Source organism: Bradyrhizobium cedriense (assembly GCF_054602315.1).
Window position 1 is genome coordinate 802,613 of the sequence record NZ_JBTSWB010000001.1, and the last position, 19,457, is coordinate 822,069.

General features: G+C 64.7%; 17 protein-coding genes. 7 read left to right on the forward strand and 10 right to left on the reverse strand.

The genetic code is table 11. From position 1 onward, the window contains the following. The first annotated feature begins 259 nt into the window (after positions 1–259). Genes ACYCVF_RS03785 through uraD form a run of 3 tightly spaced genes read left to right on the forward strand, consistent with a single transcriptional unit; the run spans position 260 to position 2,503 of the window. A complete protein-coding gene (locus ACYCVF_RS03785; RefSeq protein ID WP_014493672.1) occupies positions 260–673 on the forward strand; it encodes a DUF3830 family protein in 414 nt (137 codons plus the stop codon). Next, on the forward strand, positions 674–1,609 hold the full coding sequence (gene puuE, locus ACYCVF_RS03790; protein WP_459597198.1) for an allantoinase PuuE: 936 nt from the start codon (positions 674–676) through the stop codon (positions 1,607–1,609). Between the two features lie 6 nt (positions 1,610–1,615). Continuing rightward, the gene (gene uraD, locus ACYCVF_RS03795) at positions 1,616–2,503 is read left to right on the forward strand and encodes a 2-oxo-4-hydroxy-4-carboxy-5-ureidoimidazoline decarboxylase (protein WP_459597199.1); all 888 of its coding nucleotides are present in this window, start codon (positions 1,616–1,618) and stop codon (positions 2,501–2,503) included. A 72-nt stretch (positions 2,504–2,575) separates the two neighbouring features. Here the strand turns inward: uraD and ACYCVF_RS03800 are convergent, their stop codons facing one another. Together ACYCVF_RS03800 and ACYCVF_RS03805 are read right to left on the reverse strand one after the other, a co-directional pair. Next, positions 2,576–5,302: a molybdopterin-dependent oxidoreductase gene (locus ACYCVF_RS03800; protein WP_459606476.1), complete on the reverse strand. Its 2,727-nt coding sequence runs from the start codon at positions 5,300–5,302 to the stop codon at positions 2,576–2,578. Beyond that, positions 5,299–6,126 (reverse strand): FAD binding domain-containing protein, encoded by an 828-nt coding sequence (locus ACYCVF_RS03805; protein ID WP_459597201.1) that lies wholly within the window; start codon positions 6,124–6,126, stop codon positions 5,299–5,301. The genes ACYCVF_RS03800 and ACYCVF_RS03805 overlap by 4 nt, the downstream gene beginning before the upstream one ends. A gap of 151 nt (positions 6,127–6,277) precedes the next feature. Between ACYCVF_RS03805 and ACYCVF_RS03810 the strand changes: the two genes are divergently transcribed. After that, positions 6,278–7,627, forward strand: a complete 1,350-nt coding sequence (locus tag ACYCVF_RS03810) for an 8-oxoguanine deaminase (RefSeq protein ID WP_459597202.1) — start codon at positions 6,278–6,280, stop codon at positions 7,625–7,627. Positions 7,628–7,736: 109 nt separating this feature from the next. On the opposite strand, the gene ACYCVF_RS03815 is transcribed toward ACYCVF_RS03810, so the two are convergent. The 5 genes from ACYCVF_RS03815 to ACYCVF_RS03835 all read right to left on the reverse strand — a co-directional run bounded on the left by ACYCVF_RS03815 (position 7,737) and on the right by ACYCVF_RS03835 (position 13,065). Further along, positions 7,737–8,813 carry a BMP family ABC transporter substrate-binding protein gene (locus ACYCVF_RS03815; protein ID WP_459597203.1) on the reverse strand — a complete coding sequence of 359 codons (1,077 nt, stop codon included), beginning with the start codon at positions 8,811–8,813 and terminating at the stop codon, positions 7,737–7,739. A 78-nt stretch (positions 8,814–8,891) separates the two neighbouring features. Next, the gene (locus tag ACYCVF_RS03820; RefSeq protein ID WP_459597204.1) at positions 8,892–9,809 is read right to left on the reverse strand and encodes an ABC transporter permease; all 918 of its coding nucleotides are present in this window, start codon (positions 9,807–9,809) and stop codon (positions 8,892–8,894) included. Beyond that, a complete protein-coding gene (locus ACYCVF_RS03825) occupies positions 9,796–10,887 on the reverse strand; it encodes an ABC transporter permease (protein ID WP_459597205.1) in 1,092 nt (363 codons plus the stop codon). The genes ACYCVF_RS03820 and ACYCVF_RS03825 overlap by 14 nt, the downstream gene beginning before the upstream one ends. Then, positions 10,871–12,460: an ABC transporter ATP-binding protein gene (locus ACYCVF_RS03830; protein ID WP_459597206.1), complete on the reverse strand. Its 1,590-nt coding sequence runs from the start codon at positions 12,458–12,460 to the stop codon at positions 10,871–10,873. Before ACYCVF_RS03830 ends, ACYCVF_RS03825 begins: the two co-directional genes overlap by 17 nt. 119 nt (positions 12,461–12,579) lie before the next feature. Then, positions 12,580–13,065 (reverse strand): nucleoside deaminase, encoded by a 486-nt coding sequence (locus tag ACYCVF_RS03835; RefSeq protein ID WP_459597207.1) that lies wholly within the window; start codon positions 13,063–13,065, stop codon positions 12,580–12,582. Between the two features lie 369 nt (positions 13,066–13,434). On the opposite strand from ACYCVF_RS03835, the gene ACYCVF_RS03840 reads away from it, so the two are divergent. Then, a complete protein-coding gene (locus tag ACYCVF_RS03840; RefSeq protein ID WP_459606475.1) occupies positions 13,435–14,712 on the forward strand; it encodes an allantoate amidohydrolase in 1,278 nt (425 codons plus the stop codon). 93 nt (positions 14,713–14,805) lie between these two features. Beyond that, positions 14,806–16,179 carry a hypothetical protein gene (locus ACYCVF_RS03845; protein ID WP_459606474.1) on the forward strand — a complete coding sequence of 458 codons (1,374 nt, stop codon included), beginning with the start codon at positions 14,806–14,808 and terminating at the stop codon, positions 16,177–16,179. An 82-nt stretch (positions 16,180–16,261) separates the two neighbouring features. On the opposite strand, the gene ACYCVF_RS03850 is transcribed toward ACYCVF_RS03845, so the two are convergent. Beyond that, the gene (locus ACYCVF_RS03850; RefSeq protein ID WP_459597209.1) at positions 16,262–16,483 is read right to left on the reverse strand and encodes a hypothetical protein; all 222 of its coding nucleotides are present in this window, start codon (positions 16,481–16,483) and stop codon (positions 16,262–16,264) included. Positions 16,484–16,833: 350 nt separating this feature from the next. Here ACYCVF_RS03850 and ACYCVF_RS03855 point away from each other — a divergent pair, with 350 nt between their 5' ends. Then, on the forward strand, positions 16,834–17,016 hold the full coding sequence (locus ACYCVF_RS03855; protein WP_459597210.1) for a hypothetical protein: 183 nt from the start codon (positions 16,834–16,836) through the stop codon (positions 17,014–17,016). A gap of 19 nt (positions 17,017–17,035) precedes the next feature. On the opposite strand, the gene ACYCVF_RS03860 is transcribed toward ACYCVF_RS03855, so the two are convergent. Together ACYCVF_RS03860 and ACYCVF_RS03865 are read right to left on the reverse strand one after the other, a co-directional pair. After that, a complete protein-coding gene (locus tag ACYCVF_RS03860; protein ID WP_459597211.1) occupies positions 17,036–18,412 on the reverse strand; it encodes a vWA domain-containing protein in 1,377 nt (458 codons plus the stop codon). A gap of 5 nt (positions 18,413–18,417) precedes the next feature. After that, positions 18,418–19,365 carry an AAA family ATPase gene (locus ACYCVF_RS03865; RefSeq protein WP_459597212.1) on the reverse strand — a complete coding sequence of 316 codons (948 nt, stop codon included), beginning with the start codon at positions 19,363–19,365 and terminating at the stop codon, positions 18,418–18,420. Positions 19,366–19,457: the final 92 nt, after the last annotated feature.

Below are 19,457 nucleotides of genomic sequence, written 5' to 3' on the forward strand. Positions count from 1 at the left end.
GGAGCCAATTGAGTTTCCTGGCGACAACGATGGCGCCGTGACATGCGAGACCCTGCCGGCGCGGCACCCGCCGGCAAGCGGAACTGAAAGAGGTGCCTCCGCCAGCCGCCGGGCTGGAGCCAGAGACACGCCCCAGCGGCTTGTCGCGGGTCCGACGACTGCAGGTGATAGGGCCGCACCACTTGCGCGAAACCGTCGGGAATGTTCTTTGCGTCCGAGTTATCCCGTGGGGCCACGGGCCCCGATCCAGAGAGATGAGATGAGCAAACTCGTTATCCGCGCCGGCGATTTCACCTTCGATGCCCGCTTCGAGGAGCAACTGGCACCCAAGACCGTGGCCGCCTTCCGCAAGGCGCTGCCGTTCGAAAGCCACATCATCCATGTGCGCTGGAGTGGTGAGGGCGTGTGGATGCCGCTCGGCGACCTCGACTTCGGCGTCGGCTACGAGAACCACACCAGCTACCCTGCGCCCGGCCAGATCATCCTTTACCCGGGCGGCATCAGCGAGACCGAGATCCTGCTCGCCTATGGCGGCGTGCATTTCGCGAGCAAGATGGGCCAGCTCGCCGGCAACCATTTCATCACGCTGACCTCGGGTCTGGAGAATCTGGCGACGCTGGGCAAGAGCGTGCTGTGGAAGGGCGCGCTGCCGATCCGCTTCGAGGAAGTCTGAGTGACTGAGACAAGTTACCCTCGCGATCTCCGCGGTTACGGCCGCAATCCGCCGCACCCGCAGTGGCCTGGCAACGCGCGGATCGCGGTGCAGTTCGTCGTCAATTTCGAGGAAGGCGGCGAGAACAACATCCTGCACGGCGACCCCGCCTCGGAGGCGTTTCTGTCCGATGTGCTCGGTTCGCAGCCCTGGCCGGGCCAGCGCCACGCCAATATCGAATCGATGTTCGAATATGGTTCGCGCGCCGGCTTCTGGCGGCTGTGGCGGATGTTCGGCGAACGCAACTGGCCGACCACCGTGTTCGGCGTTGCCACCGCGCTGAAGCGCAATCCGGACATCGTGGCTGCCATGAAGGAGGCGGGGTGGGACATCGCCAGCCACAGCCTGAAGTGGATCGAGCACAAGGACATGACCGAGGCGCGGGAACGCGCCGAGATCGCGGAAGCCATCCGCGTCCACATCGAGGCGACCGGATCGCGGCCGCTCGGCTGGTACACCGGGCGTTCCTCGATCAACACCAACCGTCTGCTGATGGAGGAGGGCGGCTTCCTCTATCTCTGCGACTCCTATGCCGACGATCTGCCCTATTGGGTGAAGGGCGCGAACGGCAAGCAGCTCATCATCCCCTATACGCTGGATGCCAACGACATGCGCTTCATCAACCCGCAGGGGTTTGCTGAAGGCGAGCAGTTCTTCACCTATCTGAAGGACGCCTTCGACGTGCTCTACGCCGAGGGCGAGACCGCGCCGAAGATGATGTCGGTCGGCCTGCACTGTCGCCTCGCCGGCCGTCCCGGCCGCGCTGCGGGCCTGATGCGCTTCCTGGATTACGTCGGCAAGCATGAGCGCGTCTGGGTGCCGACGCGGTTGCAGATCGCTCAGCACTGGCACGACAAGCATGCCCATCTTGCGGCCGACGCTTTCGAGATCGGGTGAAAGACGATGTCGCAGATCTCGCTCGCCGATCTCAACGCCGCAAGCAAGGCCGACTTCGTCGCCGCGCTCGCCAATGTCGTCGAATATTCGCCATGGATCGCCGAACAACTCGCTGAGAAGCGGCCGTTTTCCGGCGTCAACCAGCTGCATGCCGCGCTGGTGTCGGCGATCCAGAGCGCCGAACCTGATGTTCAACTGGCGCTGATCCGAGCGCATCCCGATCTCGCCAACAAGACTCAGCGCGCGGCCGGCCTCACGGCGGACTCGACCGACGAACAGAACGGCGCCGGGCTCGACCGCCTGTCGGAGGCCGAATATGCGGCGTTCGAGCGTGCCAACAACGCCTATCGCGAGAAGTTCGGCTTCCCCTATATCGTCTGCGTGCGCCGTCACACCAAGGATTCCGTGCTGCGCGACTTCGAGACGCGACTGCTCAACATCGCCAAGACCGAGACGCGGCGTGCGATCGAGGAAATCAGCCGCATCTCCGCGCTGCGGCTGGATCAGCTCGTCGTCGCCGACGACAGGCTGAAGGTGCACGGCCGGCTCTCGACGCACGTGCTGGACAATCACATCGGCAAGCCCGCGCCTGGCATCCCGGTGGAGCTCGTGGAGCTCGCGAGCCTTGGCGAGAACCGCGTCATCGCGCGCGCGGTGACCAATGCGGACGGCCGCACCGAGCAGCCGCTGATAGGCGGTCGCCCGCTGCCGATCGGCCGCTACGAGCTCAGATTCCGCGTTTCGAAATACTACGCCGAACGCAACGTACCGTTGTCTGACCCGCCGTTCCTTGATCAGATCCCGCTGCAATTTGCGATCAGCGAACCGGAAAGCCACTACCACGTGCCGCTGCTGGTCACGCCCTGGAGCTATTCGACTTATCGCGGCAGCTAAAGCATGTAGGTTGGGCGGGCTGTCGGTGTTCACCTCTTCCCGATGGGAAGAGGTGAAGCGAACCATCCCACTCTAGTCGCCAAACTTGTCGAGCAGCGCTGGAAACAGCCGATCCGGTTTGAAGGGCGGTGCGGTGAAGCGAATGCCGGTGGCATCCGCAATCGCGTTGCCGAGCGCGGCGGCGACCGGATTGTACGGGCTCTCGCTCATCGACTTCGCGCCCAGCGGCCCGATCGTGTCGGAGGTCTCGGCGAAGTACACCTCCGTGCGCGGAACGTCGGCAAAGGAGGGCAGGTGGTAGTCGCGGAGTTTCGGATTGATGACGCGGCCGTTCGCGTCGATCACCAGCTCCTCGTAGAGCGCGGCGCCGAGCGCCTGCGCGACACCGCCTTCGACTTGGCCGCGGCACTGCATGGGATTGGCGACGACGCCCGCGTCGGCGGCGTGGACGCTCCTGAGAATCCTGAGCTCGCCGGTGCCCTTGTTCACGCCGACGCGAAATCCCTGCACGTTGAAGCCGACCGAACGCGGCGTGCCGCCGGAATGGCCGCTGGCTGCGAACGGCCGTCCGCGTTCCCGCGCGAGCTTTGCCAGCTCCGCAAAAGGCATTCGCCGTACGCCGCTGACGACGGCGTCCCCATCGAGCACGCAGTTTTCCGCGTCGCACAGCCACGCGCCGGCCGCTGCAGCCTTCAGCTCGGTCGCAAGCTGCATGGCTGCCGCGTGCGTCGCCTTGCCCGCGACGAAGGTGCCGGCGCTGCCATAGGCGCCGGTGTCGTGGCCGCCATGGGCGGTGTCGGACTGACGCAGACGGATCCTGTCGACCGTGGTCGCCAGCGTGGTCGCGGCGATCTGCAGATGCACGGTGCTGGTGCCGTTGCCGAACTCGGCCGTGCCGACGGTGAGGTCGAAGCCACCGTCGTCGTCGAGTGCGATCGTCGCGTCGGCGATGTGGCCTGCGGGTGGCACCGTATCGATCATGGTCAGCGCGATGCCGTCGCCGATCAGCCATTCCGGCGACAGGTCAGCCTGCGGGCCATCAGCCTGCATCGCGCGTTCGACGAGGTCGAGGCATTGGTCGAGCCCATAGGAGCCGTAGAGCACGTCGTGATATTCGGACGGCGGCGGCGACAGCATCGGATCGCCAGGCCTCACGATATTGCGCCGGCGCATCTCGTAGGGGCCGAGGCCGAGTTGCCTGCCCAGCTCGTCGATCGCGGCCTCCACCGCGATCAGCGCCTGCGGCAGACCATAACCGCGAAACGCCCCCGCCGGCACCGTGTTGGTGTAGACGGCGGCGCCGTCGACCCGCTTGTTCGGGCAGTTGTAGACGCTGATACTCTCGGCCAGCGCGTGGAACAGCACGGGGCCGGCGTGATTGCCGTAAGCCCCCGTGTTGGAGAGCACGTCGAGCTGGAGTGCGGTGAGCTTGCCGTCGGCATCCGCCCCGGCCTTGACGTGGATCCGCATCGGATGCCGCGTCGAGGTCGCGATGAACTGCTCCTCGCGCGTGAGCTCGAGCTCCACCGGCCGTCCGGTCCTCAGCGCAGCAAGCGCCAGGATGTCCTCGACGAACATCTCCTGCTTGCCGCCAAAGCCGCCGCCGACGCGCTCGCAGAACACGCGGACCTTGTCCATGGGAAGCTGGAAGATGTCCGACAGCGCGCGGCGGGTCAGGAATGGCACCTGCGTCGAGGTGCGGACATTGAGCACGCCTGCATCATCGAGCCAGGCGAGGCCGCCATGGGTCTCCAGTGCCGCGTGCTGCACGCGGTGACTGTGGAAAGTGGCCTCATAGGTGACAGCGGATGTAGCGAGCGCCGCCGCGACGTCGCCGAACTCGCCATGCGTTTCCGCGACGAGATTTCGCTGAGCGTCGGCAACGCGGTTCGCCGTGGTGCGGTCAGGATGAATGACGGGCGCGCCCGGCACCATCGCCTGCTCCGGATCGATCAGCGCGGGCAGAATCTCGTAACTGACTTTCAGCCTGCGGCATGCCTCCTCGGCGGCGGCTTCGCTCTCGGCGACGACGGCGGCGACCTTCTGGCCGATGAAGCGGACCACGTCGTCGAGGATGCGGGTGTCCTCGGGGTCCATCCAGTCCTTCTCGTGCCGCGCGGTCGAGATCAGGACGGACGGCGCATCCTCATGCGTCAGCACCGCATGCACACCGGGAACGCGAAAGGCTTCCGCCCTGTCGATCGCGACGATCCTGGCGTGCGCATGCGGCGAACGCAGGAGCTTGATGTGCAGCAGTCCGTCGATGGCGGTGTCGAAGGTGTAGCGTGCCTTGCCGTGCACGATATCTGGACCCGCCGGCGCCGGCAGGCTACGGCCGAACGCGGCGCCGGCCCCGACGCTCGCCTCCACATTGGTCTTGCCGACGATCGCATCCTCGATCGAACGATAACCGGTGCAGCGGCAGATATTGCCCTTCAGCGCGGTGCCGAGATCGGTCCGCTGAGCCTGGTTCAGCGATGCACAGGTCAGGATCATGCCGGCGGTGCAGAAGCCGCATTGAAAGCCTTGCGCATCGAGGAAGGCTTGCTGCATCGGATGCGTGCCGCTCTCGCCGCCAAGACCCTCGATCGTGGTGACAGTGCGTCCCTCGGCCCGGAACGCCGGGATCAGGCAGCTATGCACCGGCTCGCCGTCGAGCAACACGGTGCAGGCGCCGCAGTCACCGGCATCGCAGCCCTTTTTCACGCCGAAATGGCCGAGCTCGCGCAGGAACGTGCGCAGGCACTGGCCTGCGCGCGGCTCCTGAGAAAATTCCCTGCCGTTGATCTCGAAGCTCATGACGGCGTCGCTCCCAGGAGTTCGCCGCGGATCTCCTCGGCGAGGCGCAACGTCATGTGCTTGCGCCAGAGCGGCTTGCCGTGGATGTCGGTGTTGTACAGCTCCTCGGTGATCCCTTCCGAGATGGCGGCGCGCAGCGCAGCGGCGTCCGGCGCCTTGGCAAAGGAGAGCTGGACCGGCCGCACCGTCGATGCGGTGATCGTCAGGGTCAGTCTGCCATCCGGATCGAGGCTGCCGACCAGTAGCGCCGCCGATCGACCAACGGGGGCCAGCGAAATCTGGCGAAAGGCCGTGCGGCGGCGCAACGCCGCAATCGGGATATCGATCTGCCGTAGCAGGTCGCCCGGCATGAGACGGTTGCTCTGGTTGCCGGTGACGAAATGGACGACTGGAATGTTCTGCTCGCCGCCGCTGGCCTTCCAGATGGTGCAGACGCCGTCGAGCGCCGATGTGAGCGAGATCATCGGCCCGGCCGGCAGCGACATGCAGAGATTGCCGCCGACCGTGGCAGTCTTCCAGATCTTGAACGAGGCGAGGAAGGCCCGGCAACACTGGCCGATCAATGGCGCCGCGAGCCAGTCGGGCGGGCAGGCCAGACCGTCCAGCTGTGCAACCGTGCAGGTCGCGGCAATGGAGAGATGGCTCTCCGTGATCGTCAGCGGCGGCCATTTCAGGTCGGTGAGATCGATCAGTCGCCTCAGGTGGACCTGCGGCTCCGAGTACAGCCAGGTGCCGCCGGCAAGCCAAGCATCTCCTGTCGTCCAGGCAGGCAGTTGCGCGCGCGTTTGCGGGTGAGCCACCGTCGTGATGGTATTCAAATCCATGGCTGAGCCAGCGCTTCCGCCCGGTGAATCGTGCAGACGAGTCTTGCAAGACCGGCGCCAAGCCGCAACAAACAAGTCGTAGCAATGTCGTGTTCGGGTTGGCGTTCCCCTTGCAGGCCGGCCGTCATTCGGTGTGTGGAGAAGCAGGATCATGAGCGATGCGAAGCCCATATGGATCAGGGATCCCCTCGCCATCCTCGCCGACGGCGCCGAGCGCGGCTTCGTGGTCAAGGACGGCCGGATCGTCGAACTCGTGCCGGCTGGCGCCACGCCCGTGACCGCGGACGTCGCGGTGTTCGATGCAGGCGAACATGTCGTGCTGCCGGGCCTGATCAACACCCATCATCACTTCTACCAGACGCTGACGCGCGCGCTGCCGGCGGCGCTGGACCGGGAGCTGTTTCCCTGGCTCCAGGCGCTCTACCCGATCTGGGCGAAGCTGACGCCTGAAGCGCTCGAGCTCGGCGTCACCGTGGCGATGTCCGAGCTGCTGCTCTCCGGCTGCACCACCACGACCGATCACCACTATGTCTTCCCGGCAGGACTTGAGGACGCCGTCGACATCGAGGTGGCGGTCGCGCAGCGGCTGGGCATGCGAGTGCTGCTGACCCGGGGCTCGATGAACCTGTCGCAGCGCGACGGCGGCTTGCCGCCTGACAGCGTCGTGCAGGACGAGGACACCATTCTCGCCGACAGCGCGCGCGTTGTCGCAAAGCATCACCAGCGCGGTGCGGATGCGATGGTGCAAATCGCGCTTGCTCCCTGCTCGCCATTCTCGGTGACGACGTCGCTGATGCGGGCGACGGCCGATCTCGCCGACAAGCTCGACGTACGCCTGCACACCCACCTCGCCGAGACCGAGGACGAGAACAAATTCTGTGAGCAGATGTATGGCTGCCGCCCGCTCGACTATCTCGATCAATGCGGCTGGCTCGATGCGCGAACCTGGCTCGCCCACGGAATCTTCTTCAGTGACAGCGAGATCAAGCGAATCGCCAAGGCGAAGATGACCATCAGCCATTGCGCGTGCAGCAACCAGCTGTTGGCGTCCGGCTGCTGTCCTGTCTGCGAGATGGAAGAAGCCGGCGTCGGGATCGGTATCGGCGTCGATGGCTCGTCGTCGAACGATGGCTCGAACCTGATGCAGGAGGTGCGTGCCGCTTTCCTGGTGCAACGGGCGCGCTATGGCGTAGCGAAGGTCAGCCACAAGGATGCGCTGCGCTGGGCCACCAAGGGTTCGGCGGTCTGTGTCGGCCGCCCGGAGCTCGGCGAGATCGCCGTCGGCAAGGCCGCCGATCTTGCGCTGTTCAAACTCGACGAGCTGCGCTTCTCCGGCCAGGGCGATCCGCTCGCAGCCCTGGTGCTGTGCGGGGCGCATCGCGCCGACCGGGTCATGGTGGCTGGACGGTGGATTGTGATCGATGGCGCGATCCCGGGCCTCGATCTGGCGGAACTCATCCGCCGGCACAGTTCCGCGTCGCGGGCCATGCGGGCGGGATAAGCCGGGCCAAATGGAAAGAGGGGGCAGCCACAAGTGCCGGGTGCTTCTGGCCACCCCCTCCGAACCTCCTCCGGGAGGAGCAGGTGTTTTCGACGATGCAAGAAGCGTGCTACTTGCCCGGAAGCTTGTCGTCGATGCCTTTCACGTAGAAATTCATGCCGAGGATCTGGCTGTCGTCGAGGTGATCGCCGCCCTTGCACTCGATCGGCTTGCCATCCTGCCCAACGATCGGGCATTTGAACGGGTGCAGCTTGCCGGCGGTGATCGCGGCCTGGGCATCCTCCGCCATTTTTTTCACATCGTCAGGCATGTTGGTGTAGGGCGCCATCGCAAACATGTGGCTGTCGAGGCCACCCCAGGTGTTCTCGGATTTCCAGGTGCCGGCGAGCTCGGCCTTGACGCGCTCGATGTAGTAGGGGCCCCAGGTATCCAGGATGGAGGTGAGCTGGGTCTTGGGCCCGAACTTGATCATCTCGGAATCCTGGCCGAAGGCGAGCTTGCCGCGTTCGCTGGCGATCTGCATGGCGGCGGGCGAATCCGTGTGCTGCATGATGACGTCGGCGCCCTGATCGATCAGCGCCTTGGCGGCGTCAGCTTCCTTGCCCGGATCGAACCAGGTGTTGGCCCAGATGATCTTGACCTTGATGTTCGGGTTGATGGCCTGCGCCGCCAGCATCGTCGCGTTGATGCCGGACACGACCTCCGGAATCGGGAACGAGCCGATGTAGCCGAGCACGCCGGACTTCGACATCCTGGCAGCGATCAGGCCTTGAATGTAGCGGCCCTGGTACCATTTCGCCGAGTAGGTCGACATGTTCGGATTACGCTTGTAGCCGGTGGCGTGCTCGAAATGCACGTTCGGATACTTCTTCGCGACCTTCAGCGTCGAGTCCATGTAGCCGAAGGACGTCGTGAAGATCAGCTTGTTGCCGGCGCGGACGAGCTGCTCGATCGAGCGCTCGGCGTCGGGGCCTTCGGGTACGTTCTCGAGGTAGGTGGTCTCGATCTTGTCGCCCAGTTCCTTCACCAGCGCCTGACGACCGAGGTCGTGCTGATAGGTCCAGCCAAGGTCTCCAATCGGACCCACATAGATGAAGCCGACCTTCAGCTTGTCTGCGGCGGAGGCTGCACTGACGCTCCCGGCAAGCAGAAGCCCGGCAGTCAGTGCAAGAAGTGATTTCCTCATCATCGATCTCCAAACGCCAGGGGAACGCAACGATCCGCAACGCGCGCGCCCCGTCGCGCGTGCCGCGGAAACGAGAACTCAACGCTCAGGCACGAACACGGTGCCGAGCGCCGCCGGTGCTGTCGAGCCGCCGGTCCGCGTGCGGGAGAGCAGGACGAGCACGATGATAGTCGCGAGATAAGGCAGCGCCGACATGAACTGCGAGGGAATGCCGACGCCCCAGCCTTGCGCATGCAATTGCAGGATCGTCACGGCACCGAACAGATAAGCGCCGACTACGAGCCGGCCAGGCCGCCAGGATGAGAACACCACCAGTGCCAGTGCGATCCAGCCGCGGCCGGCGGTCATCCCTGAAATGAAGAACGGCGTATAGGCGAGCGGCAGATAAGCGCCGGCAAGGCCGGCGCAGGCACCGCCGAACATCACGGCGCAGGTGCGGATGCGCAGCACGGGATATCCGAGCGCATGTGCGGAGACGTGATTGTCGCCGCAGGCGCGCAGGATCAAGCCCGCCCGCGTGCGGTACAGGAACCACCAGACGCCGGCGATGAGTGCAATGGAGAAATAGACGAAGCCGTTCTCGCCGAACAGCACACGGCCGATCAGGGGGATGTCGGTGAGGCCCGGGATGCCGAGCTGCGCGGCCGGCGTGACGCGCTCGCCGACAAACCCGGCGCCGATCAGGCCTGACAGCCCAATGCCGAGGATGGTCAGCGCGAGCCCGGTCGCAACCTGGTTGACGGCAAGCCCGAGCGCCATCAGTGCGAAGACGAGCGACATCAGCGTGCCTGCGAGCATGCCGAATAGCGCGCCGATGAAGATCGATCCGGTCAGCGAGGCCCCGGCGAAGCCGCAGGCCGCGCCAACGATCATCATGCCTTCGACGCCGAGATTCAGCACGCCGGAGCGCTCCGTCACGAGCTCGCCCGTCGCCGCGATCAGCAGCGGTGTCGACGCGGCGAGCACTGCGAGGATGATGGCCTCAACCAGCTCCACGGGTCACCTGTCGGTTCGGGAAGACCAGCTTGAAGCGGTACAGGATCAGGGAATCGCAGGCGAGCACGTAGAACAGCAGGATGCCCTGGAACACCTTGGTGACGTCCAACGGGATCTTCATGGCGATCTGCGCCTGCTCGCCGCCGATAAAGGTCAATGCGAGGAAAAGGCCTGCAATTAGTATTCCAAGCGGATTCAACCGGCCGAGGAAGGCGACGATGATCGCGGTGAAGCCGTAGCCCGGCGAGATGCCGGGTTGGAGGTGCCCGACCGGACCTGCGACCTCGATGATGCCAGCAAGACCCGCCAGTGCGCCTGATATCACGAAGGTCACGATGATCGATTGATTGACGTTGAAGCCGCCGAACCGCGCCGCACGCGGCGCAGCTCCGACCACGCGGATCTCGAACCCCTTGATGGTCCGCGCGAGCAGGATCGCCACTGCGGCGACAACGAGCAGGGCGAGAACCGAGCCGAGATGCAGTCGGCCGCCCTCGATCAGCAGCGGCACCGTTGCCACGGGATCGAACTCGGCTGTGGTCGGAAAGTTGAAGCCGTGCGGATCGCGCCAGGGGCCGCGCACGAGATAGTCGAGCAGGAGGTCGGCGACATAGACCAGCATCAGGCTGGTCAGGATCTCGCTGGCGCCGAATTTCACCTTGCATATTGCGGGGATCAGCGCATAGAGCGCGCCTGCGGCCGCGGCGAGCATGAGCATGGCCGGCAGCACCCAGACGCCCGCGTCGGTGCCCTGTGTCTTCACCGCGATCCAGCTACCGGCCACGGCGCCGATCAGGAATTGCCCCTCGGCTCCGATGTTCCAGGCATTGGCGAGATAGCAGAGCGACAGCCCGATCGCGATCATCACCAGCGGTGTCGCCTTCACCGCGATCTCTTGGAGCGAATAGCCGTCAGTCAAAGGTGCAATGAAATAGGCATGCAGGGCGAGCAGCGGATTCTTGCCAAGTATCGCGAACAGGATGACCATGGTCAGGATCGTGAGGCCAATCGCGATCAGTGGGGACACCAGCGCGATCGTGTTGGATCGCTCGGCGCGCTTCTCAAGCACCAGATGCATGCGCGACCTCCTTCGGCTCCAGGCTGCTGCCGCCCATCAAAAGGCCCAGCTTCGCGCGGCTCGCTTCGCTCGTTGCGAGCGGAGCCGAGAGCTTGCCGTGGAACATGACGGCGATGTGGTCGGCGATCTCCGCGAGCTCGTCGAGATCCTGGCTGGTGACGAGCACGGCGGCACCTGCGGTTGCGAGATCGAGCAGCGCCTGCCGGATGACCGCGGTGGCGCCGGCGTCGACGCCCCAGGTCGGCTGGTTCACCACCAGCACCGCCGGATTGCGCAGGATCTCGCGGCCCACGATGAACTTCTGCAGATTGCCGCCTGAGAGGCTCGCGGCTTCCGGATCGCGCTTGGCCTTGCGGACGTCGAACGTCTCGGTCGCACTGTCGACCGCCCTCAGCGTGGCAGCGGTATCGATGAAGCCACGACGGACCATACCGCTGGCGGCATGGCCGGTGAGCAGCGCGTTCTCCGACAGCTTCATGCGCGGCACGGTAGCGTGGCCGAGCCGCTCCTCGGGCACGAACGCGGCGCCGAGCTTGCGCCGCTGGGTAATCGAGAGATGGCCGGCGGCGATGCCCTCGATCACCACCGTGCCGGGATGCTTCGAGAGGCGCTCGCCGGAGAGCGCGGCGAACAGTTCGTCCTGGCCGTTGCCGGCGACGCCGGCAATGCCGAGGATCTCGCCGCCCTTCAGCTCGAACGAGATGTGCTCGAGCCGCACGCCATGCGCGTCCGCGAGGGGCAGCGAGAGATCGTCGACGACGAGCCGCGGCACATTAGTTTTACGGCCGGACGCAGCCTTCACTTCCTTGATGTCTCCGCCGACCATCATCCGCGCGAGCGAGGCCGCGGTCTCAACCCGGGGGTTGCAGGTCTCGACCTTCCTGCCGCCGCGCAGGATCGTTGCGGTGTCACAGAGGCGCTTCACCTCCTCCAGCTTGTGGCTGATGTACAGTATGGAGCGACCCTCGGCCTTGAGCCGTTCCAGCACGATGAAGAGCTGATTTGCTTCCTGCGGCGTCAGCACCGCGGTGGGCTCGTCCAGGATCAGGAATTTCGGATCCTGCATCAAGGCGCGGACGATCTCGATGCGCTGGCGCTCGCCGACGGATAGTTGCCAGACCTCGCGCCGGGGATCGAGCGGCAGGCCGTATGTCCTTGACACCTGCTCCAGCCGTGCCGACGTGTCCCTCAAGGACGCTTTGCCGTCGAGGCCGAGCGCCACGTTCTCGGCGACGGTGAGATTGTCGAACAGCGAGAAGTGCTGGAACACCATGCCGATGCCGCGGCTGCGTGCTTCCGACGGGCCCGGTAACACGATTGGATGGTCCTGCCAGCGGATCTCGCCGGCGCTGGGCTGGATCAGCCCATAGATGGCTTTGACCAGCGTCGACTTGCCGGCGCCGTTCTCGCCGAGCAGGGCATGAATTTCACTCGGCCAGATGTCGATGTCGATGGAGTCGTTGGCGAGGAAATCGCCGTAACGCTTGGTAAGGCCGATCGTCCTCAGGAGAGGGATTTCGCCGGAATGCTGGCCGTTGGGCGTCAGATTTAACATTCGCTGATGCGCTTGCATGCGTGAAGTGTCTCAATAATGGGCCGGTTTGAACCGCTGCAAGATGTGAGGAAGCATCATCTCTCGCTCAACGCTTGGCGCGTCAACCTCCGCGGCGTCATCTCCTTTTGCATGTAATGTTACTTCGTCCATACGCCTGCGTGCAGCGCTTCAGCCTCCTCTTCGAGCATCGGTCCGACGACCTCCGTCGGCCGCTGGCCGCTGGCAAAGACCTGACGGCAGGGCAGGTCGAGCGTCGGGTTCTCCGGATGGTTGCCCGTGATGCCGCGCAGGCGGTGCTCGCCGAGGCCGTAGACCACGCGACGGATGCCGGCCCAATAGATCGCGCCGGCGCACATCGCGCAGGGTTCGGCCGACGAATAGAGCGTGGCTTTCGCCAGCACCTCGCGCCCGAGCGTGCGGCAGGCCCGGGTGGCCGCGAGACGTTCGGCATGCGCGGTGGCGTCATGATCCGGCATGTAGCCGTTCTCGCTCTCGATGAGGACCTTGCCGTCGGCCGCGACGACGACGCAGCCGAAGGGATGATTGCCGTGGATGAGCGAACGGCGGGCGACTGCGAACGACAGGCGCAGAAAGCGTTCGTCACGTTCGGATGCGCCATCCATCGCTGCTCCACGGTCCGTGCCTATCATGCGCCGGCCGACCAGGATGAAGTCGGCTTCCGTGCTTCATACACAATTTGCCAGGGAACATCACCCGGCAGCCGGTCGGGCGAAAGTCTCTTCCGTATAACCAATTGAAAAGTATCGATTATGCGGCCTGCTCAGATCCTGGTAAGGAAAAATGCCGGATGCACATGCAGGCGTCAGCCCGCCTGCGCGCAGGACCGGGGCAGCCTGGCGCGTACTCGCATTCATGCTAATCACGCGCGTGTCGAAGCTGAGGCCGTTGCGTGATTCTGCCGGCGCAGAACGCGTACCGATTGTCGCCAGGACAGCAGCCGTCGCGGTCCAGAGAAGAGGAGGTCTATCGAGATGGGGGCCGCTAACGCTGTTCAAAACGCACCGCTCGGCGAAGCGATCGTGCGTCGCATCAACGATCTGGGCGCGATCTCGGAAGAGCCCGGCAAGCTCACCCGCGTCTATCTCACCAAGGAGCTGCGCGAGGCCGCGGACCTCATCCTGAGCTGGATGCGCGAGGCCGGGATGAGCGCGCATCTCGACGCGATCGGCAACGTCTGTGGTCGTTACGAAGGCGAGCGGCCGGGCGCGCCCTGCCTGATGCTCGGCTCGCACTACGACACCGTACGCGATGCCGGAAAATGGGATGGGCCGCTCGGGGTAATCACGGCGATCGCCTGCGTCGGAGATCTCAATCGCCGCGGCAAACGCCTGCCGTTCGCGATCGAGGTCGTCGGCTTTGCCGATGAAGAGGGGGTGCGCTTCGCCTCGACGCTCCTCGGCAGCCGTGCGGTGGCCGGCACATTCGACGAGAGCGTTCTGAACGCGCGCGACCGCGATGGCGTGTCGATGCGTGAGGCGCTCGAGCAGTTCGGCCTCGATCCCGACCATGTCGGCGCGGCGGCGCGGGCGCGGCGAGAACTGCTCGCCTATCTCGAGCTGCATATCGAGCAGGGGCCGGTGCTGGAAGCACGAAACCTACCCGTCGGCGTGGTGACCGCGATCGCCGGCGCTACGCGGCTTGCCGTCCGACTGACCGGCATGGCGGGGCACGCCGGCACGGTGCCGATGGCGCTACGGCGCGATGCATTGACGGGCGCAGCCGAATGCATCGGCGCGATCGAGCAATTTTGCCGGAGCGATGCGAGCGGGCTGGTCGGCACCGTCGGATACATCCACGCCGGCCCCGGCGCGACCAACGTCATACCGGGCGAGGTATCCTTCACCATCGACATGCGCGCGCCGACCGACGTGCACCGCAAGCGCGCGGTCGCCGAAATCGTCAGGCAGATCGAGGCGATCGCAGAACGCCGGCAGCTGGTGCTTCAGATCGACGTCACGCACGAAAACCGCACCGCGCCCTGCGCGCCCTGGCTCAGGGAGCAGATCGCGCAGGCGATCACTGCGGAAGGGTTCTCCGTGTTCGAGCTGCCGAGCGGCGCAGGGCACGACGGCATGGCGATGATAGACATCGCCGATGTCGGCATGGTCTTCGTCCGCTGCCGCGGCGGTATCAGCCATCATCCCGACGAGCACGTCGAGCTCGCCGATGCCGATGCCGGCGCGCGGGTGCTGCTCAGGGTGATCGAAAATTTTCATACGGGGGAAGCCACGCTGGAGCGAGCTGAATAGCCGGACGACCGCTTGTCATCAGGGCGAGACACGAATCAATCACGCTTGGAATGGTGACCGGCCATCGCCGGGATCGCGAGACACCAAGTGCACATGAACAGCGACATTCCCCTGCCGACACATCGAGGAAACCGGTTCTACCAGGGCAGGGCTGCGACCTTCGTCGCCAACGCTCTTCAGGCGGTCAATTTTTTGGGTGATCGTTTCCTGAGAAAGTCGCATCATCCGTTGTCGGCCATCGAGGATCTCTATCGGCATTCGATGGACAGCGCGTTCTCGGTGACCGAGGCGTTCCTGGTCACGGGCGCGCCGCACGCCTCGGCCTATTATCCCCGAGACTTCGCGTGGTTCTATCCCGACGTTCTCGACCCCGAAACCATCATGGATTCGCAGGATGCGGTGCGGCGGGTCCGGCTGCTCGAAACGAGTGTCCGCCTGTTGCTGGAGGCGGTTCGCGCCGACGTCGTTACGACGACCATAGTCCCGGCGGGACGCGGCCGGTATCTCGGCGTGAACTATTTCTCGCGCCCGTCGGACACGCTGCTCGGCATTCTCGCCGGTCTCCAGCAGATGATCTCTGCCGAAAGCAGGGCGGCGCCCTATGTGGCGATGTCGCAAGGCGCGCATGCCGGCCGCCTGTTGCTGGCCGAATATGGCGGCGACCTGAAGCGCGCGATCCTCCGGCTCGCGAGCGAGCTCGAGCCGTTCGACGATGGCGGCATCAGATATTTGCTGTGCGATGTCCGTGCGCCTCGCTCGGCGGCGACCGACACCCGCGCCGAGCGCCGGCGTTTCGTCACCAACGCTTGCGTCTACACCACATTCGTCTGGGGCGTGCAGCTCGGCATCGTCGACGAGACCGAGCTGAAGCGCCTGCTCGGACGCGACCTCGGGCAGTACAAGAAGGACCTGCTCCGGCTGTTCGGCAAGGAGGGCTATATCAGGCATTCGCTGGACGGTCCGGTGAGGACGCCGGCGTTCTCGGTGGCGCTGGATTTCGTCAGCGTGCATCGCGGATTTTGGGATATGAGCGAGGCGAGCGAGCGGGCGCTGTTCGCGGCGACGACCGATCTGGTCATCGCCGAACCGCGGTTTCGTATCCCCAGCACCTTCCACTTCCTGGTGTCGGCGGAAAACCCGCGGACCAAGATGATCCACAAGATCGCGGCTCCCGCCTATCAGGGACGGTCCTCCTGGCCGACGTTCAACGTCGAATTTGCCGATCGCATGCTGGACTATGATGAATTTCTGGGGGGCGACACTTATCGCGTCTCTGCGCAGGGGATACTGAAGGATATTCGGACCGCGACCGAGGTCCATGGCGGCTATCAGGAACTGTTGTCCGAGCAAGGCCTCAAATATCGCACCTGGGCCTACAAGGGTGCCGTGGCGCACTCCTGGTTTCCCCGCTTCTTGTCGGTCTGGAGAAGGGCGTATGGATCGCCGCTCCTTCGGTGGACTGACTGATCCGCGCGGGAAAGCCGATAGGGCGAATTGGCGCTGACGTCGATGGGATTGCTGTTCAGCGATTGCGCTCGGCCGCCCGCATCTACGCGACGAGATCCAGCAGCCGGCATGAGCCGCGCACGAGCACCTTGCGTCCGATGGCGGTCATCTCAGGTACGCCGTCGTTGACCACAACGAGGCCGAGCTTGACGAGGCTTTCGACGAGATGGGCTCTCGAGGGTCGGCCGTTCGACGCAGGATTGCGCAATGTGCGCAGAGCTTCCCATTGCTCCGGCGAAAGATCGAAGTCGACATCGTTGCTCATTTTGCCTCAATCGATAGTCCAGCCACGCGCCCCTGTTAGCGGCGCTGCATGAAGACCTTGCGACGACAATGAGTCGGGAATTCGGTACGACGTTTAGAATGGCTCTTCACAAATTGCCGCACTTCGTTGCGCCACGAGAGTTAAGATGGTTGCCAGTAGAGCAGCCTCCCAGATATCCGATCACTAATTGATGATCTGTACTTGATGTTGCAGTGCGGATTGCCGCAGTGCACGGGAAGTAGCGCTGTCCCATACAGCGTCGCCGTATGCACGGAAATCATGAGACGAGGCGCTCACGTTTCTGCTAGGCTGCCTCGTGGCGAATGGCTTCACAAGCAGGAGTGAAGTGCGTGAACAGGCTGGTCGAAATTCGCAGTCAGGAATCTCTGTGTCGCGAGCGCGCGGCGCTCGATGCGGAGCGCCGGGTTTTCTGGCTCGCGCGGGCCCAGGAATGGGAGCAGCGCGCGCTCGACGAAATCGCGTATCACTTTCGGGAGTGCAATCTCGCGCAGGCCGAACGGAACGCCGCCTGACGCCGCTGGCTAAGATTGCTTACTGATAAGTCGCCACGATATCGGACACGGCGCGCTCGAGCTGCTGCGCGGTGGCACATTGGCGCACGACGCTGCAAAAGGTCGCATAGCGCGGCATCTCTGAATCGCCAAAGCCCCACGCGAGCCGCCCTTCGGGGTTGAGCCAGACCAGGCGCTTCGAACGTTCGGAGATGCGGCGCAGGATGTCGGCGCGCGGGTCGAGATTGTTGCTGCGGGCATCGCCGAGCACGATCACCGTGGTCTGCGGCGTCAGCGAACTCATGAACTCCTTCTCGAAGTCGACCAGCGAAGAACCGTAGTCCGAGGAACCGAAGCCGACCTTCGACATGATCTCGGCCATCGCCTCCTCCGGCGAGTTCTGTTCCAGTATCTCGCTCACCTCGATCAAATGCGATGAGAAGGCGAACGAGCGGACGTCGTCGACCACCTCGTGCAGCGAATGGATCAGCAGCAGGAAGAAGTCGGACACCTGAGCGACCGAGCCGGAGACGTCGCAGAGCGCCACGATCTTTGGCCGGTCGCGATGTTTGCGCTTCCATGCCGTGAGGAAGGGCACGCCGCCCCAGGCCGCATTGCGACGGAGGGTACGGCGGACGTCAAGGTGACCGCGGCGCTGGCGCTTCCGCGGCTTTGAATAGCGCTCGCGCAGCCGGCGCGCGATCTTACGGATGAGGGCGCGCATCTCGGCGACCTGGCGCCGCTCGATGCGGGCAAGCGGCGCATTCCGCAGGATCTCGTTGCGGAGGTTTTCGGCCTCCTCGCGGGCATAGAGTGCAAGCCCCTGAGAGACCGTATCCCGCACGGCCTCGCGCAAGGCGTCGAGCGCGGCGCGCAGACGCTCGGCCAGTGCCGGGTTGGTCGCGGTCAGCCCGTCGAGATCGTCTCGCAGGCGCTGGAGGCCCATGGCGTCGAGGATGCGGCTGGAGAAGATGCCGCGCTGGGTGGAATAGCGGATGTCGGACAGCGAGGCCGCCCCGGAGGCGCTGGCGATGGCGGCTGCGATCGCATTGCGGTCCTGCGACAGCAGCATCTGTGCGAGCTGGCCTAAACCTTCGGGAGGCCGACCTTCGCCGGCATCGCTGGGAGCGCCGGAGGAGGGCGACTGATCTGCGTCCCGCGGCGTGTCGTCGTTATCAGCCTCGGGCTGGTCCTGCCGCGGTTCCGGTTGACTGAAGAAGAGATCAAAGCAGTCGCCGAGCGCGAGCTTCTCGTCCTGCGACTTGGCAAGGGTCAGAAGCAGCGCGTCGCGCAGGACGGCGCGGTCGGAGATGCCGACCTGCGCGACTGCCCGCATCGCATCGATGCTTTCGGCGGGCGAGACGTGAACGCCGACGCCCCGCGCCGCTCGAAAGAAACGATGGAGATTCTCGCGCATCGGGGTCAACCGAAGACGTTGGACCGTGCCGCCTTGGCAATGAAGGTCGTAACCTGTGGCACTGCTGCCTCGATGTCGGCCTCGTATTTCAGGAGCACGTTGAGCGTGTCCTTGACGATCTCGGTATCGAGTTCCGTGGCTTGAAGCAGCACCAGCACGCGTGCCCAATCGATGGTCTCGCTGACCGACGGCAGCTTCTTCAGATCCAGCGACCGGATCTCGTGGATGAAACCGACCATCTGCCGGCGCAGCGTCTGGGAGATGCCCGGGACGCGGCTCTCGACGATGCGCTCCTCGAGTCGCTGCTCGGGAAAGCCGATATGCAGATGCAAGCAGCGCCGTTTCAGGGCGTCGCCGAGGTCGCGCTCGCTGTTGGAGGTGAGGATCACGGTCGGCGGCGTGATGGCCGACACGGTTCCGAGCTCAGGGATCGTGACCTGGAAGTCGGAGAGGATTTCCAGCAGCAGGGATTCGAATTCCGCATCCGACTTGTCGATCTCGTCGATCAGGAGCACACAGCCACCCGGCTGCTCCAGCGCCTGGAGGAGGGGACGCGGCTCGACGAACTCCTTTGAGAAAAACACGTCGCCGAAATCGTGGAGCTGATCGAGCGCCGCATGCAGCGTCTGCGCACCGCCGAGAACCTCGCCGAGCTTGTCCTTCAGGATCTGCGTGTAGAGAAGCTGCTTGGCGTACTTCCACTCGTAGAGAGCCTTCGCCTCGTCGAGGCCCTCGTAGCATTGCAGGCGGATCATCTTCATGCCGCGCCAGGCGGCGATCGCCTTGGCGAGCTCGGTCTTGCCGACGCCCGCCGGGCCCTCCACCAGGATCGGCTTCTCGATCTGCTGCGACAAATACACGGCGGTCGCGATCTGCCGGCTGGCAATATAGCCTTGCGCGGCGAGGCCGCTCTCCACTGCCTCGATCGCGGTCGAGGGCTTCTGTTCAGCCACGAATGGGCGCTCCCAAAGGTCTTGCTTGAGGCTCGTTCTGCCTGCGTTCCAGGCAAAGAACAAGCCTCGTTTGGGAGACATCAGGCCCGCGC

What these genes read in the sequence shown, in the direction of transcription:
- ACYCVF_RS03800 (WP_459606476.1), bottom strand. Translation starts at nt 5,302, where the DNA reads ATGAGCTTCGAGATCAACGGCAGGGAATTTTCTCAGGAGCCGCGCGCA.
- ACYCVF_RS03860 (WP_459597211.1), bottom strand. Translation starts at nt 18,412, where the DNA reads ATGCGCGAGAATCTCCATCGTTTCTTTCGAGCGGCGCGGGGCGTCGGC.
- uraD (WP_459597199.1), top strand. Translation starts at nt 1,616, where the DNA reads ATGTCGCAGATCTCGCTCGCCGATCTCAACGCCGCAAGCAAGGCCGAC.
- ACYCVF_RS03805 (WP_459597201.1), bottom strand. Translation starts at nt 6,126, where the DNA reads ATGGATTTGAATACCATCACGACGGTGGCTCACCCGCAAACGCGCGCG.
- ACYCVF_RS03850 (WP_459597209.1), bottom strand. Translation starts at nt 16,483, where the DNA reads ATGAGCAACGATGTCGACTTCGATCTTTCGCCGGAGCAATGGGAAGCT.
- ACYCVF_RS03825 (WP_459597205.1), bottom strand. Translation starts at nt 10,887, where the DNA reads ATGCATCTGGTGCTTGAGAAGCGCGCCGAGCGATCCAACACGATCGCG.
- ACYCVF_RS03810 (WP_459597202.1), top strand. Translation starts at nt 6,278, where the DNA reads ATGAGCGATGCGAAGCCCATATGGATCAGGGATCCCCTCGCCATCCTC.
- ACYCVF_RS03830 (WP_459597206.1), bottom strand. Translation starts at nt 12,460, where the DNA reads ATGCAAGCGCATCAGCGAATGTTAAATCTGACGCCCAACGGCCAGCAT.
- ACYCVF_RS03815 (WP_459597203.1), bottom strand. Translation starts at nt 8,813, where the DNA reads ATGAGGAAATCACTTCTTGCACTGACTGCCGGGCTTCTGCTTGCCGGG.
- ACYCVF_RS03845 (WP_459606474.1), top strand. Translation starts at nt 14,806, where the DNA reads ATGAACAGCGACATTCCCCTGCCGACACATCGAGGAAACCGGTTCTAC.
- ACYCVF_RS03785 (WP_014493672.1), top strand. Translation starts at nt 260, where the DNA reads ATGAGCAAACTCGTTATCCGCGCCGGCGATTTCACCTTCGATGCCCGC.
- ACYCVF_RS03840 (WP_459606475.1), top strand. Translation starts at nt 13,435, where the DNA reads ATGGGGGCCGCTAACGCTGTTCAAAACGCACCGCTCGGCGAAGCGATC.
- ACYCVF_RS03835 (WP_459597207.1), bottom strand. Translation starts at nt 13,065, where the DNA reads ATGGATGGCGCATCCGAACGTGACGAACGCTTTCTGCGCCTGTCGTTC.